Genomic DNA, 16053 nt, shown 5'->3' on the forward strand with positions numbered 1-16053 from the left:
ATGTCGGCATGACGCCGATCGATCAGCCCCGAATCGAGGCCGCCGTCCGCGAGCTGCTGGCCGCCGTCGGCGAGGACCTCGCCCGCCCCGGCCTGGAGGCCACGCCGCGACGGGTCGCCGAGTCGTACGCGGAGTTCTTCTCCGGTGTCGGAGTGGACGCCGCGCAGGTCGTCCGCGACAGCGTCGTCGCCGCCGGAGCCGAGCAGTCGGGCGAGCTCGTGATCGTCCGCGACATCCGCTTCCGCTCGATGTGCGAGCACCACCTGCTCCCCTTCGTGGGCGTCGCCCACGTCGCCTACGTGCCCGGGCGCGAGATCGTCGGGTTGGGGGCGCTCCCCCGCCTGGTCGACACCGTGGCGTCGCGCGCCCAGCTGCAGGAGCGTCTCGGCGAGGAGATCGCGCAGGCGCTGAGCGACGGCGCCGAACCGACCGGGGTGCTCGTCGTGCTCGACGCCGCGCACGGCTGCGTCACCACCCGCGGGCCGCGCCAGAGCGGCAGCAGCACGGTGACCCTGGCGAGCCGGGGCTCACTGACCGACCCTGCGGCGAGGGCGGAGGCGATGGCGCTGATCGGCGCCCCGCACGACGGGCGCTCGGCGTGACGGCGTCACCCGACCGGTGGGTCGAGGGCGCTACGACCCCCTTCCTCCCCCCGCTGCACTCCCCCGTGCGACGGATCGGCCGGCGCACGTTCGACTTCTCCCGTCAGGTCGCGGTGATGGCGATCGTGAACCGCACCCCCGACTCGTTCTTCGACCAGGGCGCCACCTTCGCCCTCGACCGGGCCGTCGCGGCCGCCGTCCAGGCCGCCGACGACGGCGCCGACTGGGTCGACATCGGCGGTGTGCCGTTCGCGCCCGGGCCCGAGCTGCCCGGTGCTGAAGAGCTCGAGAGGGTCCTCCCGGTGGTCCGGGCCCTCTCGGCCCGCTCCGACGTCGTCGTCTCGGTCGACACCTTCCGGGCCGACGTCGCCGAGGCGGTCATCGCGGCCGGAGCCGGCGTGATCAACGACACCACGGGGCTGCACGACTCACGGCTGGCCGACGTCGTCGCCGACAGCGACGCGACGCTCGTGATCACCCACAGCCTGGCCGCACCGCGCCGTCCCCACCCGAGTCCGCACTACGACGACGTGACCGTCGAGGTGATCGACTTCCTCCGCCGGCGGGTCGACCTCGCCCTCGAGCACGGCGTCCCCCTCGAGCGCATCGTGGTCGACCCGGGCCACGATCTGAACAAGACGACGCGGCACACCCTCGACGTGACGCGCCGACTCGCCGAGGTCGCGGCTCTCGGCCACCCCGTGCTCGCCGCCGTGTCGAACAAGGACTTCATCGGCGAATCGCTCGGGCGAGAGAAGCCCGACCGCCTGCCGGGTTCGTTGGCCGCGGCGACGGTGAGCATCATGCTCGGCGCCCGCATCGTCCGCATGCACGACGTCAGAGCGGCCGTCGACGCCGTCCGCATGGTCGAGGCCATCGCGGGCTGGCGCGAGCCCGTCCGCGAGGTGCACAACCTGGGCCCCGAGTCCGCCCCTCGAGCCGGCGGGGTCCCCGACGCCGAGGAGGCGCGCTCATGACCTCCCCGATCCTCACGAGGGTGCTCCCCGGCCCTCCCGAGCCGCTCGACCACGAGGCGCTCGTGGCGCTCCTCTCCCCCGTCGACCGGAGCATCCCGCGGGTCGGCGCGAACGCCGTGTCCAGCATCGACGGCTCCGCCAGCGTCCACGGCCTGTCGGGAGGGCTCGGCAGCCCGGCCGATCTGCTCGTCTTCGATCTGCTCCGTCGTGTGTGCGATGTCGTGGTGGTCGGCGCCGGAACCGTGCGCTCCGAGGGGTACGGCGCGATGCGTCTGCACGACGACGACGTGGCCTGGCGCCGGTCGCACGACCTGCCCGATCACCCGGTGTTCGCGATCGTGTCAGGTTCCCTCGACCTCGATCCGTCGAGCGCCGTGTTCGCCGAGGCCCCGGTGCGCCCCCTCGTCGTCACGACGGAATCCTCACCGCGCGACGCGAGGTCGCGACTCGAGGGCGTGGCCGACGTGGTGGTCTGGGGTGCGGACCGGGTCGACCCGCGCCTCCTCGTGGCCCTGCTCGTCGAGAGGGGTCTGCCGCAGATCCACACCGAGGGCGGCCCGAGTCTGCTCGGCGACCTCGTCGACGCCGATCTGCTCGACGAGCTCAACGTGACCGTGTCGCCGACGCTCGTGGCCGGCGAGGGCCCGCGCATCGTCTCCGGCTCCGGCGCGGGGGCGGTCCGCGGGATGACCCTCGATCACCTGCTCGCCTCCGAGGATGTGCTGCTGGCCAGGTACTCGCGCCGCCGTCCGACCTGAAGGAGGCGCGCCCCGGTTCTCGGGACGCGCCTCCTCGATCGCCCTCCCCGGGTCAGGCCCTCTCGCCGAACCCGTCGTCGATGAGTGCGATCAGCTCGTCGACCGCCGCCTCCGCGTCGGGTCCCGTGGCCATGATCGCGACGGTCGACCCCGCACCGACGTTCAGACCCATGATGCGGAGCAGGCTCTTGGCGTCGACGCCGTTGACGGTGATGTCGGCCTGGAAGGCGGACGCGTGCTTGACCAGCTCGGCCGCGGGGCGGGCGTGCAGCCCCGAGGTGTTGACGATGGTCGTCGACCGCTCGACGGCGTCGCCGCCACGCAGATCGCGTTCGTCGGCGTGCACATCGGCGATCCCGGTCGCGCCGGACGCCGCAGCGGCCACCTGCGCGAGCTCTCCCCCGGTCTCGGCGGCCACCGCGGCGGCCACCGCACCCTCGACGAGCGGTGCGTCGGCGATGACCACGCGCTCCTTCTCGGCATCGTCGAGGAAGTCGACGACCGTCTCGGAGGTGAGGATGGCCGAGCCGAGGTCGCAGAGCAGGACGGCTCCGCCGCCGGCCGAGGCCGTCGTCAGGGCGGCCGAGATGCGGTCGAAGCTCGTGCCGATCCCGCCCTCGTCGGTGCCGCCGGCGGCGACGAGCGTGGTCGACGGGGCCATCTGCCTCGCCAGCTCGACGACCCCCTCGGCGATCTTGGCGCTGTGCGAGACGATGACTATTCCGATGGTGGGCATGCTCTACGACTCCTTGTTCGACTCGGCCGCCGTGTCGGCGGCCGCGGTGATGATGAGGGACGACGACTGGGCTCCCGGGTCGCGATGCCCGATGGCGCGGTCGCCGAGGTAGCTCGCCCGTCCCTTGCGGGCGACGAGCGGCTCGGTCGCGGCGGCGCCCTCGGCGGCGGCGTCGGCCGCGGCCCGGAGGACGTCCGCCGGAGGGGCGCCGCTCCCTGCTGCCGCGGCGGCCGCGTCGACGGCGGGGGTCCAGGCGTCGACCATGGTCTTGTCGCCCGTCTCCGCCTTGCCGCGGAGGACCACGCCGTCGCGCGCCGCGGTCAGCAGGGCGACGACCGCTCGGGCGTCCAGCTCGGACGCGTCGCCCAGGGCCGCCGCTCCCTTGAGGTAGGCCGTCCCGAGAAGCGGGCCGGCCGCTCCCCCGACGGTCGAGATGAGGGTGGTGGCGACGAGCTTGACGAGAGTCGCCGGCGTCGCGTCGTCGGGCGTCTGGCCGATGCGCTCCCGGACGGCGGCGAATCCGCGGGCGAGGTTCTCGCCGTGGTCGCCGTCGCCGATCTGGCGGTCGAGTTCGCTCAGGGTGTGCCGCTCGGTCGTCAGCACCTCCGCCGTCCGTTCGATCCAGGCGCGCACCCAGGTGGAGTCCAGTGTCATTCGGTGTTCCTCTCGTGGTCGGTGAGGGCTGTCACGGTCAGCGTCCGCGCCGCAGCGCGGCCGTCTCGACGGGTGCGTCCCAGAGCTCGGTCAGCTCGTCGTCCAGCCGGGTCACGGTGATCGACAGCCCCTGCATCTCGAGCGAGGTCACATAGTCGCCGACGAGGCTGCGCGCCACGGTCACCCCCTGCTCAGAGAGCAGCTCGCCCGCCCGGCGGTATGCGATGTAGAGCTCGATGGAGGGAGTCCCGCCCATGCCGTTCACGAAGAGCAGCACCCGGTCGCCCGCTGCGACGCCCAGGTCATCGGTCACCGCCGAGAGCAGGCGCTCGACGATGGCGTCCACCGGCTCCAGCGGCATGCGCTCGCGGCCTGGTTCGCCGTGGATGCCGACGCCGAACTCGATCTCGTCGTCGCCGAGCATGAAGCCGGGCTCGCCGGCGTGGGGAACGGTGCCGGCGGCGAGTGCGACGCCCATCGATCGGGTCGCGGCCACGGCACGACGGGCGAGAGCCGCCACGGTGGCGAGGTCGTCGCCCCGCTCGGCGGAGGCACCGGCGATCTTCTCGACGACGACCGTCCCGGCGACGCCGCGACGACCCGCTGTGAACAGGGAGTCCTTGACGGCGACGTCGTCGTCGACCAGCACCGACTCCACGGTGATGCCGTCGGCCTCGGCGAGATCGGCCGCCGTCTCGAAGTTGAGCACGTCGCCCGTGTAGTTCTTGACGATGTAGAGCACCCCGGCTCCCCCGTCGACCGCCGACGTCGCCGCCAGGATCGGATCGGGGGTGGGCGAGGTGAACACGGGGCCGGGCACCGCTGCGGAGAGCATCCCGTACCCCACGAACCCGGCATGGAGCGGCTCGTGTCCGCTGCCGCCGCCGCTCACGATGGCCACCCTGCCCGGCGTCGGCCCCTCGGCGCGCCTCACGAACGTCGGATCGTGCGACACGACGACCAGGTCGGCATGGGCCGCCCCGAATCCCGCGACGGCCTCGGCGACGACGTCCGCCGGATCGTTGATGAGCTTCTTCATCGAAGGTCCTCCTCGTGATGGGAGCCCGTCGACCGGGCTCGCTTCATTCCTCCACGAAAGTACTCCGCTCGGACATCCGTGCACATGTGTGCAAACCACCTGATTCGGCCAGTCATGGTGTGCCGTCCCCGCACTAGTGTGTGCTCACACGCTCACCGCGGGTTGCACAGTCGCAGCCCGCCCGACGACTAAGGAAGGTCGACGTGGACCTGGGACTGATTTTTCTCTCTGAAGTGGTGGGCACGGCGATGCTCATCCTGCTCGGTGGCGGCGTCGTCGCCAACGTGGCACTCACGAAGTCGAAGGGCTTCAACGGCGGGACGCTGATGGTCAACTTCGGTTGGGGCCTCGCCGTCTTCGCCGGTGTCACCGTCTCGTACTCGTCCGGTGCGGCGCTCAACCCGGCCGTCAGCCTCGCGCAGCTGATCCTGGGCAACATCGACTTCGTCGCGTTCCTCGTCTACCTGGCCGCGCAGATGATCGGTGCGATCATCGGCGCCGTGCTCGTCTGGCTCGTGTACAAGAACCACTTCGACGAAGAGCCCGACCCCGCCGCCAAGCTGGGCGTCTTCTCGACCGGGCCCGCCATCCGCAACTACGGCTGGAACCTCGTCACCGAGATCATCGCGACCTTCGCATTCGTGCTGGTCGTCATCGGCTTCACCAACGGCGGCACCCCGGCCGAGCTCGGCGCCATCCCCGTCGCCTTCCTCGTGATCGCGATCGGCGCCTCCCTCGGTGGGCCCACCGGCTACGCCATCAACCCTGCCCGCGACCTCGGCCCGCGCATCGCGCACGCCTTCCTCCCCATCAAGGGCAAGGGCTCGAGCGACTGGTCCTACGCCTGGGTCCCCGTCGCCGGCCCGCTGATCGGTGGCGCCCTCGCCGCCGTCGTCTCGGGCGCGCTGCTCCCCATCGCCTGACCCGAACCCACGACTCATCGCTGATCGCGGCGGGCCCACGCCCCTCCGGGGCGAACCCGGCCCGCCACGGTCGACACCATCAACGACGAAGGAGACACACCCGTGAGCGACGACTACATTCTCGCCATCGACCAGGGCACCACGAGCACCCGCGCCATCATCTTCGACCACTCGGGCACCATCGTGTCCACCGGTCAGAAGGAGCACGAGCAGATCTTCCCGCGTGCAGGCTGGGTCGAGCACGACCCGCTCGAGATCTGGACGAACACCCGCGAGGTCATCGGCCAGGCCCTCTCGCGAGCCGACATCACGCGCCACAACATCAAGGCCGTCGGCATCACCAACCAGCGCGAGACCGCCGTCGTGTGGGACAGGACCACGGGCAAGCCGGTCTACAACGCGATCGTCTGGCAGGACACCCGCACGCAGTCCATCGTCGACCGGCTCGCCGCCGACGGTGGCGTCGAGCGCTTCAAGCCCATCGTCGGGCTGCCGCTCGCGACCTACTTCTCGGGAACCAAGATCGTCTGGATCCTCGAGAACGTCGAGGGTGCACGCGAGAAGGCCGAAGCGGGCGACCTCATGTTCGGCACCACCGACTCGTGGGTCATCTGGAACCTCACCGGCGGCGTCGACGGCGGTGTGCACGTCACCGACGTGACGAACGCCTCGCGGACCCTATTCATGGACCTCGAGACGCTCCAGTGGCGCGACGACATCCTCGAGGCGTTCGACGTGCCGAAGTCGATGCTCCCCGAGATCAAGAGCTCGTCCGAGGTCTACGGCACGGTCGAGTCCTCGAACCTGCTGCGCGAGGTGCCGATCGCCGGCATCCTCGGCGACCAGCAGGCCGCCACGTTCGGTCAGGCCGCCTTCGACCAGGGCGAGTCGAAGAACACCTACGGCACCGGCAACTTCCTCATCTTCAACACGGGCGAGGAGATCGTCCACTCGAAGAACGGTCTGCTGACGACGCTCGGCTACAAGCTCGGCGACGCCGCCCCGCACTACGCGCTGGAGGGGTCGATCGCCGTCACCGGATCGCTCATCCAGTGGCTGCGCGACAACCTCGGAATCATCGGCTCGGCGGCGGAGGTCGAAGAGCTGGCCAAGACCGTCGACGACAACGGCGGCGTGTACTTCGTGCCGGCGTTCTCGGGCCTCTTCGCGCCGTACTGGCGTTCGGACGCCCGCGGTGCGCTGGTGGGTCTGACCCGCTACGTCAACAAGGGCCACATCGCCCGCGCGGCGCTCGAGGCCACGGCCTTCCAGACCCGCGAGGTGCTCGACGCGGTCAACGCCGACTCGGGCGTCGACCTGACCGAGCTGAAGGTCGACGGCGGCATGACCGCCAACGACGCTCTCATGCAGTTCCAGGCCGACATCCTCGACGTCCCGGTGGTCCGCCCCGTGGTCGCCGAGACCACGGCGCTCGGCGCGGCCTACGCAGCCGGTCTCGCGGTCGGCTTCTGGGAGACCCTCGACGACCTGCGTCAGAACTGGCAGGAGGACAAGCGCTGGACTCCGAACATCGAGGCCGATGAGCGCGACCGCACCCTGCGCCTCTGGAAGAAGGCCGTCACGAAGACCTTCGACTGGGTCGACGACGACGTGAACTGAGTCCCGACGACGAACGGGCCCGCTCCCCTCGGGGAGCGGGCCCGTTCCGCGTCTCAGGCGGTCGTCCTGTCCATCGACCCCGTCAGCCCGTCCATCGAGCCGAGGAGGCTCGGGTCGGCCGCCCGGGGCGACCTCACGCCGTCTTCGTGGCCGTCACCCACGCGTCGAGCTTGGCAGCGGCCGCGCCCGTGTCGATCGCCTCGGCCGCCACCGCGAGCTGCTCACGGAATCGCGCGACGACGGGGCGGTCGCGCTCCGACGGGTCGACGGCGAGCCGGTACGACACCAGACCGGCCGCGGCGTTCAGCAGCACGATGTCGCGCACCGGTCCCGTCTCGCCGGCGAGCACCCGGCGGGCGACGTCGGCGTTGTGCTGCGCGTCCCCGCCGACGAGGTCGGCGATGGCGGCTCGTGGGATGCCGAGCTCGAGCGGATCGAAGTCGTGCTCGGTCACGGACCCGGTCGAGATCTCCCAGATGTGGCTGTGACCGGTGGTCGTCAGCTCGTCCAGGCCGTCGTCGCCACGGAACACCAGCGCAGTCGCCCCCCGCGTCTGGAACACGCCGACGATCAGTGGCACCTTGTCGAGCGAGGCCACCCCGACGGCGCTCGCCTCGGGGCGCGCCGGGTTGACCAGCGGACCGAGGAAGTTGAACACCGTGGGCACGCCGATCTCACGCCGGACCTGTGCCGCGTTCCCGAACCCCGGGTGGAACGCCGCGGCGAAGGCGAACGTCATGCCGACCTCCCGGAGGACGTCCGCGACGCGCTCGGCCGACAGGGTCAGGTCGATGCCGAGGGCGGCCAGCACGTCGGACGAGCCGGACGACGAGCTCGCCGCGCGGTTCCCGTGCTTGATGACGGGCACACCGGTCGACGCGACGACCACGGAGGCCATCGTCGACACGTTGACCGTGCCGAACCGGTCGCCACCGGTGCCGACGATGTCGACGGCCAGCGAGTCGACGGGCAGAGGGACGGCGTGGGCGAGCACCGCGTCGCGGAAGCCGACGATCTCGTCGACCGTCTCCCCTTTGGAGCGCAGCGCGACGAGGAACGCGGCCAGCTGAGCGGGAGTCGCCTCGCCGAGCATCACCCGCTCCATCGACCACGTCGCCTCGGTGATCGAGAGGTCCCGACGGGCCAGGAGGGACTCGATGATCGTGGGCCAGGAGAGCTCGTTGGTCATGCCGCAAGGTTAGCGGCGTCCGCCTAGCCCGTCTTATAGCTCGTCGTCAAGAGAAATTCCCGACCCGGGGTTTCCTGCGCAAACCCAGGGGAGGTTTCCAGGCATAATGGACCTCGTGACAAGTACCTCTCTCTCCAGACCTTCCGGGCCGGTCGTCAACCGACCGAGCACCGTCGCCGTCGGCACCATCGTGTGGCTGGGCAGCGAAGTCATGTTCTTCGCGGGTCTGTTCGCGATCTACTTCACGCTGCGAAGCACCTCGCCCGGTCTCTGGGAGTTCGAGACGGCCAAGCTCGACGTGCCGTTCGCCCTCACGAACACCATCATGCTGGTGCTCTCGTCGGTGACCTGCCAGTTCGGCGTGTTCGCAGCCGAGCGCATGCAGTCGCGCCGAACGGGCCGCCTGTTCCAGGTCGGCCAGTGGGGCATGGTCGAGTGGTTCTTCCTCACCTACGCCATGGGCTCGGCGTTCATCTGCCTCCAGGTGTTCGAGTACGCGCACCTCATCTCCGAGCACGTCACCCTCAGCTCCAACGCGTACGGTTCCGCCTTCTACATGACGACCGGCTTCCACGGCGCGCACGTCATCGGCGGTCTCATCGCGTTCCTCCTCACCATCGGCCGGGCGTTCGCCGTCAAGAACTTCGGCCACAAAGAAGCGACGACAGCCATCGTCGTCTCGTACTACTGGCACTTCGTCGACGTGGTGTGGATCGGCCTCTTCATGGTCGTCTACGTCCTCAAATAGGCATTGGATCGTTCACACAGCATGTTCACTCGAACCTCGTCCTCGCGACGCAAGACCAAGACGGGTCGTCGCAGCCCGCTCGCGACCGCGTCCCTCATCCTCGTGGGTCTCCTCACGACCGGTGGCGCGTACGCCCTCTTCTCGTCGACGGCCACCGCCGACGAGAACGTGGCCCCCGTCGCTTCGCAGCAGAGCATCGACGAGGGTCAGAAGCTCTTCGCCTCGAACTGCGCGACGTGCCACGGCCTCAGCGCCGCCGGCACGGCCGACGGCCCGAGCCTGATCGGCGTCGGCTCGGCCGCCGTCGACTTCCAGGTCGGCACCGGCCGCATGCCCATGGCGCTCAACGGGCCGCAGGCCGAAGAGAAGCCCACGCAGTTCAGCGACGAGCAGGTCGCCGACATGGCCGCCTACATCGCCTCCCTCGGCCCCGGCCCGAGCATCCCCTCCGAGGAGTACCTCCAGGCCGACGGTGACACCACCAACGGCGCCGAGCTCTTCCGCATCAACTGCGCCATGTGCCACAACGTCGCAGGCGCCGGAGGCGCGTTGACGGAGGGCAAGTTCGCTCCCGCACTCGACGGGGTCGACTCCAACCACATCTACGAGGCCATGCTCACCGGCCCGCAGAACATGCCCGTCTTCAACGACATGAACCTGTCGCCCCAAGACAAGGCCGACATCATCACGTACCTCAAGTACCTGGAGAACAACCCGTCCCCCGGCGGGTTCGAACTCGGAAGCCTCGGCCCCGTAGCCGAGGGTCTGTTCATCTGGATCTTCGGCCTCGGCGGAATCGTCGCCGTGACCATCTGGCTCACCGCCCGATCCAACTAGTCGTTCTCCCGTACTTCACCGAAAGGCAAAACCCATGGCACAGCACGACGACGAGGCCCCCACCGCGGGCTCGGCTGTCGAGAGGCACGAGCCTCGACAGGTGTCGGCCGGCACGGCCGTCGTCACTGCCGACGTCTTCGAGAACCCGGGTGAGCCGCCGCACCGCGACCGTGTCACCGACATCGACCCCAAGGCCGAGAAGCGCGCCGAGCGTCAGGTCAGCGTCTGGTTCTTCCTCTCCATCGTGGGCAGCATCGCCGCAATCGGTGCCTACATCGCCTTCCCGATCACCTCAGGAGACTCGAACTCGGTCCGCCTGAACAACCTGTTCCTCGGTCTCGGCATCGCCCTCGGGCTGATCTCGATCGGCATCGGTGCAGTGCACTGGTCGAAGACGCTGATGCCGGCTCGCGAGATCACCGAGATGCGTCACTCGACGCGTGGCACCGATGAGACCCGCGAGAAGGCCGTCGAGGTCTTCGCACTGGGCAACCAGGAGTCCGGCTTCGGCCGCCGCACGCTCATCCGCAACAGCCTGATCGGCGCCCTCGTGGCCACGCCGCTCCCCGCCGTCGTCCTGTTCCGCGATCTCGCACCCGCCGAAGACCCGAACGAGGTCCTGCGTCACACCCTCTGGGAGGAGGGGACGCACCTCGCGATGGACCCGTCGGGGGCCCGCATCAAAGCCTCCGACATCACGCTCGGTTCCGTGTTCCACGTCATCCCCGAGACCCTCAACGAGTCGGAGCACCTGCTCGAAGAGAAAGCCAAGGCCGCAGTCCTTCTGATGCGCCTCAAGCCGGAAGACCTCAACATTCCGGAAGGACGCGAGGGCTGGCAGTACGACGGCATCGTCGCGTACTCGAAGATCTGCACGCACGTGGGGTGCCCTGTGGCCCTCTACGAGCAGCAGACCCACCACCTGCTCTGCCCCTGCCACCAGTCGACGTTCGACGTGAAGAACAACTGCGAAGTGATCTTCGGACCGGCCAAACGGCCTCTCCCGCAGCTGCCCATCGCAGTCGACGCCGATGGTTACCTCGTCGCGCAGAGCGATTTCCACGAGCCCGTGGGCCCGAGCTACTGGGAGCGCGAAAAGTGATCACCACCACCCCTGCACCGGAGACCGAGACCAAGACGTCGAACACGACGACGACGGTCCCCGCGTTCGCTCCGACGAAGACGAACAAATTCTTCGGCGCCGCAGCCAACTACGTCGACGAGCGTACGAGCATGTCCGGCCTCGTGAAAGAGGTCGGTCGCAAGATCTTCCCCGACCACTGGTCGTTCATGCTGGGCGAGGTCGCGCTGTACTCGTTCGTCGTGATCCTGCTCTCGGGCACGTTCCTGACGTTCTTCTTCCAGCCGTCCATGGCCGAGGTCAACTACAACGGCTCGTACGTCCCCCTCAAGGGCTTGAACATGTCGGCCGCGATGGCCTCGACGCTCGACATCTCGTTCGACATCCGCGGTGGGCTCCTCTTCCGTCAGATCCACCACTGGGCGGCGCTGCTCTTCGTCGCGGCGATCATGCTGCACATGCTCCGCGTGTACTTCACCGGTGCGTTCCGCAAGCCCCGCGAGATCAACTGGGTCGTCGGCTTCACGCTCTGGGTCCTCGCGATGGCCGAGGGCTTCACCGGCTACTCGCTCCCCGACGACCTGCTCTCCGGTAACGGCGCACGGATCATCGACGGCATGGTGAAGGGCATCCCCGTCATCGGCGTGTGGATCTCGTACCTGCTGTTCGGCGGAGAGTTCCCTGGCACCGACATGGTGGCGCGCTTCTACTCGCTGCACATCATGCTCCTGCCCGCGCTCCTCATCGCCCTGCTCGGCGTCCACCTCCTGCTGCTGATCATCAACAAGCACACGCAGTGGGCCGGCCCCGGCAAGACCAACGAGAACGTCGTCGGCGTGCCGGTCATGCCGGTGTTCGCCGCCAAGGCCGGTGGGTTCTTCTTCATCGTCTTCGGCGTGATCGTCTTGATCGCCTCGCTGTTCACGATCAACCCGATCTGGAACTACGGTCCGTACGACCCCTCCCCCGTGTCCGCCGGTACCCAGCCCGACTGGTACATCGGATTCGCCGACGGTGCGCTCAGACTGGTGCCCCCGCACTGGGAGTTCGTGGCCTGGGGCTACACCGTCTCGATGAACATCCTGGCGCCCATCGGCGTCCTGGTGATCTTCATCCTGGCCGTCCTGCTCTACCCGTTCCTCGAGGCCTGGGTCACCGGTGACAAGCGCGAGCACCACATCCTCGACCGTCCTCGCAACGCTCCCACGCGTACAGCGATCGGTGCCGCCGGCATCGTCGTCTACGCGAGCCTGTGGGCCGCGGCCAGCTCGGACCTGATGGCGACGCACTTCCATCTGTCCCTAAACTACGTGATCCACACCGTGCAGGCCTGTCTGATCCTCGGACCATTCATCGCCTTCTGGATCACGAAGCGGGTCTGCCTGGGTCTGCAGAAGAAGGATCGCGAGATCGCGCTGCACGGTTACGAGTCGGGACGCATCGTCCGTCTCCCCGGCGGCGAGTACGTCGAGGTCCACGAGCAGCTCGACGAGTACGAGCGCTGGCGTCTGCTCAACTTCACCGAGTACGAGCCCCTGATGATCCGTCCGAACGCCAACGGTCAGATCACGCCGGTGCAGCGTCTGCGGGCATCGATGTCGTCGTTCTTCTTCGAAGACCGCATCGCCCCGGTGAAGCGTTCCGAGATCGAGGCACCGCACAACGACGGTCACTGACCCGAGTCCCCTGAGGCCCGACCACCCCTGCGGTGGTCGGGCCTCAGTCGTTCATCCTGGGAATCCGGACTCGGACGGCGAGCACCGACTCCGAGACGAGACGACGCGAGACGAGACGACGCGATACGAGACAACCGGACGGTGTTGCGGCGACGTGGCCACCAGGCGACGCCCCATGAGTTGAGTGCACCGTCTGATAAGACCGAGACCGCTACGAGCTCACGTGCCCCCGGGTCGCTGTCCGGTTCGCCGCAGCTTCCGCAAAAGCCCGTTCGGCCTTGGGCAGCACCCTCTGACGCGCTGCCGCCCCTTTCCGCCTGCCTATGTCGTGCTTCGGCCGGTGGTGCCGGTCATCGGCAAGCATTGGGCAGCCGTCACGAGGCCTCTCGAGGGCGGACAGGGGATCTCCCTGGCGATGACTGATGGTCGCGGTCAACCCGCCAGGAGATGCAGCCGTTCCGCGTGACCCAGACCTGACGGCCGGCCTCGGTCGTACTGTCGACCAGCAGTCGGTGGCAGAGGGGCTGGGCTGTGCTGTGCTCTGCCTTGACGACGAGGCACCGGGAATGGGCCAGCAGGGCCGGCCGTTCACCGGCACGATGAGATGCGCGGGGTCTCTCGGCAGGCGGTGTGCGCCGTCGATGACGACAACCAGTCCGCATCGACGACCCGTTCCGTTCGTCGCTCTGGCCGTTATCGGTCGGATGCCTGTCGTGCCGATCGATCTCGGTTCTGGGCCGAAATCGACGCGCCGGCCACTCCCCTGCTTGAGGACGCCCGGTACTCGAGATCAACCCACTCGCCGGCTTCCATGCCCCGAACCCAGAACAGGACGCGAGGAGGCCCCCACTGGCGGCCGCCTGCGGGCTCGCGGCCAGGCGCCACAAGCTGCCCGCCGATCGATGGTTGCCTCAAACTGCCGCAGCGGCCCTGTCGTCGCATGCGACGTCGCGGTTCGACTTCCAGTCCCTTTCCGTCACTCCGCACGGTTAAACCACGAACGGCGCCCACTTTGTGGACGCCGTTCAGATGGAGCAGATAGATCAGTGGACGAAGTTACCCCGGTAGTACTCATAGACCCAGCCGACCAGAGCGACCGCAACAAGAGCGCCGCCGATGTAGATGATCCACATGCCGACCGCGAAGGCCAGGAAGATCAGGCCACAGGCGAAGGCCAGGATGATCGGCCACCACGACCACGGGCTGAAGTGCCCCAGCTCAGGGTCGCCGTCGTCGATGTTGGCATCGAGACGGTCTTCCGCGAGCTCCCCACCCTGAGCCTTGTGCGAGCGGCTCATGTAGAAGGCGAGGAACACGCTGAGCATGCCTGCCAGAGGGATGGCGACGGTACCGGCCCACTCCACCTGACCGGTGTCGATGAGGTTCCAGACCGTGTAGACGGCGCCCATCGCGAAGAAGAAGATCGCGAGGATCCAGAAAAGCGTTGCGTTGGTCTTCATCGGGGCCTACTTCACCTTGTCGCTGGCTGCATCGTACGTCGGAGCGTCGGGGGCGTCCTTCACCGGGCCGATGCCGACGGGCAGGCCGGCCTCGGGGTGGTTCAGGTCGAACGCCGGGGACTCCGAGCGGATGCGGGGAATGGAGGTGAAGTTGTGACGCGGCGGCGGGCAGGAGGTGGCCCACTCGAGCGATCGCGAGTAACCCCAGGGGTCGTTCACCTCGACCTTGGGAGCGCGACGCGCCGTGATGTACACGTTGTAGAGGAACGGCAGGATCGAGACACCGAGCAGCATGGCTCCGATGGTCGAGAGCTGGTTCATCCAGGTGAAGTGGTCTTCGGGCTGGTACGTCGCGTAACGACGGGGCATGCCCATCACGCCGAGCCAGTGCTGGATGAGGAACGTCGTGTGGAACCCGACGAAGAGCATCCAGAAGTGGATCTTGCCGAGACGCTCGTTGAGCATCTTGCCGGTCATCTTCGGCCACCAGAAGTAGAAGCCGGAGAACATGGCGAAGACGACCGTCCCGAAGACGACGTAGTGGAAGTGGGCCACGACGAAGTAGGTGTCCGAGACGTGGAAGTCGAGGGGCGGCGACGCGAGGATGACGCCCGTCAGACCACCGAACGTGAACGTGATGAGGAACCCGATGGCCCACAGCATGGGTGTCTCGAACGTGACCGAACCGCGCCACATCGTGCCGATCCAGTTGAAGATCTTCACACCGGTCGGGACCGCGATGAGCATGGTCATCAGCGAGAAGAACGGCAGCAGGACCGAGCCGGTCACGTACATGTGGTGAGCCCACACGGTGACGGAGAGAGCAGCGATCGAGATCGTCGCGTAGACGAGCGTCTTGTAGCCGAAGATCGGCTTGCGGCTGAAGACCGGGAGCACCTCGCTGATGATGCCGAAGAACGGCAGGGCGATGATGTAGACCTCGGGGTGCCCGAAGAACCAGAACAGGTGCTGCCAGAGGATGGCTCCACCGTTGGCCGGGTTGAACACCTGCGCGTCGAAAACGCGGTCGAAGCCGAGCCCGAACAGGGCCGCAGCCAGCACGGGGAACGCCATGATCACGAGGATCGCCGTGATGAGCGTGTTCCAGGTGAAGATCGGCATGCGCCACATGGTCATGCCGGGCGCGCGCATCGTGACGATGGTCGTGATGAAGTTGACAGCACCCAGGATCGTGCTGAAACCGGTCATACCGAGACCGAACACCCAGAGGTTTCCACCTAGGCCTGGCGAGAACGTCGTATCCGACAATGGCGCGTAGGCGAACCAGCCGAACGACGCGGCGCCCTGGGGGGTGAGGAACCCGGCGACGGCGATGAGGGAGCCGAAGAGGTAGAGCCAGAAGGCGAAGCCGTTGAGTCGCGGGAAGGCGACGTCGGGAGCACCGATCTGCAGCGGCATCAGCACGTTGGCGAAGCCCGAGAACAGGGGCGTCGCGAACATGAGCAGCATGATCGTGCCGTGCATGGTGAAGAGCTGGTTGTACTGCTCTTTGGTCTGGATGACGTCGAGACCCGGGGCGAACAGCTGCGCCCGGATGATCAGCGCCATGACTCCGCCGAGGCAGAAGAACAGGAAGGACGCGATCAGGTACATGTACCCGATGGTCTTGTGGTCGGTGGACGTGATCCACGTCACGACGACATTGCCCTTGCGTCCGACCTTCGAGGCACCGAAGTTCGGGCCGGAGGAGGATGTTCCGCCGGTGGGGCGGGTGGCGGTGGCTGAGCTCATC

General features: G+C 68.1%; 15 protein-coding genes. 9 read left to right on the forward strand and 6 right to left on the reverse strand.

From position 1 onward, the window contains the following. Positions 1 to 8: 8 nt before the first annotated feature. The 3 genes from folE to SOM11_RS03845 are packed head-to-tail and all read left to right on the forward strand — an operon-like array spanning position 9 to position 2337. Positions 9 to 602, forward strand: coding sequence for a GTP cyclohydrolase I (gene folE / locus SOM11_RS03835; protein WP_192060416.1), 594 nt, complete (start codon positions 9 to 11; stop codon positions 600 to 602). After that, a complete protein-coding gene (folP, locus tag SOM11_RS03840; RefSeq protein WP_320477223.1) occupies positions 599 to 1579 on the forward strand; it encodes a dihydropteroate synthase in 981 nt (326 codons plus the stop codon). The genes folE and folP overlap by 4 nt, the downstream gene beginning before the upstream one ends. After that, positions 1576 to 2337: a pyrimidine reductase family protein gene (locus SOM11_RS03845; protein WP_320477224.1), complete on the forward strand. Its 762-nt coding sequence runs from the start codon at positions 1576 to 1578 to the stop codon at positions 2335 to 2337. The genes folP and SOM11_RS03845 overlap by 4 nt, the downstream gene beginning before the upstream one ends. Positions 2338 to 2389: 52 nt before the next feature. On the opposite strand, the gene dhaM is transcribed toward SOM11_RS03845, so the two are convergent. The 3 genes from dhaM to dhaK are packed head-to-tail and all read right to left on the reverse strand — an operon-like array spanning position 2390 to position 4766. Beyond that, positions 2390 to 3073 (reverse strand): dihydroxyacetone kinase phosphoryl donor subunit DhaM, encoded by a 684-nt coding sequence (dhaM, locus tag SOM11_RS03850; protein ID WP_320477225.1) that lies wholly within the window; start codon positions 3071 to 3073, stop codon positions 2390 to 2392. A 3-nt stretch (positions 3074 to 3076) separates the two neighbouring features. Continuing rightward, a complete protein-coding gene (gene dhaL, locus SOM11_RS03855; RefSeq protein ID WP_320477226.1) occupies positions 3077 to 3727 on the reverse strand; it encodes a dihydroxyacetone kinase subunit DhaL in 651 nt (216 codons plus the stop codon). Positions 3728 to 3764: 37 nt separating this feature from the next. Continuing rightward, positions 3765 to 4766, reverse strand: coding sequence for a dihydroxyacetone kinase subunit DhaK (gene dhaK / locus SOM11_RS03860; RefSeq protein ID WP_320477227.1), 1002 nt, complete (start codon positions 4764 to 4766; stop codon positions 3765 to 3767). A gap of 248 nt (positions 4767 to 5014) precedes the next feature. Here dhaK and SOM11_RS03865 point away from each other — a divergent pair, with 248 nt between their 5' ends. Together SOM11_RS03865 and glpK are read left to right on the forward strand one after the other, a co-directional pair. Further along, entirely contained in the window at positions 5015 to 5689 is a 675-nt protein-coding gene (locus SOM11_RS03865) for an MIP/aquaporin family protein (RefSeq protein ID WP_197981916.1), read from the forward strand. A gap of 102 nt (positions 5690 to 5791) precedes the next feature. Then, positions 5792 to 7309, forward strand: a complete 1518-nt coding sequence (gene glpK / locus SOM11_RS03870; protein WP_192060422.1) for a glycerol kinase GlpK — start codon at positions 5792 to 5794, stop codon at positions 7307 to 7309. 133 nt (positions 7310 to 7442) lie between these two features. Here glpK and trpD read toward each other — a convergent pair whose 3' ends face one another. Continuing rightward, positions 7443 to 8498, reverse strand: a complete 1056-nt coding sequence (trpD, locus tag SOM11_RS03875) for an anthranilate phosphoribosyltransferase (protein WP_320477228.1) — start codon at positions 8496 to 8498, stop codon at positions 7443 to 7445. 106 nt (positions 8499 to 8604) lie between these two features. Between trpD and SOM11_RS03880 the strand changes: the two genes are divergently transcribed. The 4 genes from SOM11_RS03880 to SOM11_RS03895 are packed head-to-tail and all read left to right on the forward strand — an operon-like array spanning position 8605 to position 12840. After that, positions 8605 to 9246 carry a cytochrome c oxidase subunit 3 gene (locus SOM11_RS03880; RefSeq protein ID WP_192060424.1) on the forward strand — a complete coding sequence of 214 codons (642 nt, stop codon included), beginning with the start codon at positions 8605 to 8607 and terminating at the stop codon, positions 9244 to 9246. Positions 9247 to 9267: 21 nt separating this feature from the next. Beyond that, complete coding sequence (locus SOM11_RS03885; protein WP_192060425.1) at positions 9268 to 10083, forward strand: c-type cytochrome; 816 nt, start codon at positions 9268 to 9270, stop codon at positions 10081 to 10083. Between the two features lie 34 nt (positions 10084 to 10117). Then, positions 10118 to 11185, forward strand: coding sequence for a ubiquinol-cytochrome c reductase iron-sulfur subunit (locus SOM11_RS03890; protein ID WP_192060426.1), 1068 nt, complete (start codon positions 10118 to 10120; stop codon positions 11183 to 11185). Further along, a complete protein-coding gene (locus SOM11_RS03895) occupies positions 11182 to 12840 on the forward strand; it encodes a cytochrome b (protein WP_243213988.1) in 1659 nt (552 codons plus the stop codon). Before SOM11_RS03890 ends, SOM11_RS03895 begins: the two co-directional genes overlap by 4 nt. Positions 12841 to 13883: 1043 nt before the next feature. On the opposite strand, the gene SOM11_RS03900 is transcribed toward SOM11_RS03895, so the two are convergent. Together SOM11_RS03900 and ctaD are read right to left on the reverse strand one after the other, a co-directional pair. Continuing rightward, on the reverse strand, positions 13884 to 14300 hold the full coding sequence (locus tag SOM11_RS03900; protein WP_192060427.1) for a cytochrome c oxidase subunit 4: 417 nt from the start codon (positions 14298 to 14300) through the stop codon (positions 13884 to 13886). Between the two features lie 6 nt (positions 14301 to 14306). Further along, positions 14307 to 16052: a cytochrome c oxidase subunit I gene (gene ctaD / locus SOM11_RS03905; protein WP_192060428.1), complete on the reverse strand. Its 1746-nt coding sequence runs from the start codon at positions 16050 to 16052 to the stop codon at positions 14307 to 14309. Between the last annotated feature and the right edge of the window lies 1 nt (position 16053).

This window comes from Frigoribacterium sp. CFBP9029, assembly GCF_034045305.1.
Classification (GTDB): Bacteria; Actinomycetota; Actinomycetes; order Actinomycetales; family Microbacteriaceae; genus Frigoribacterium.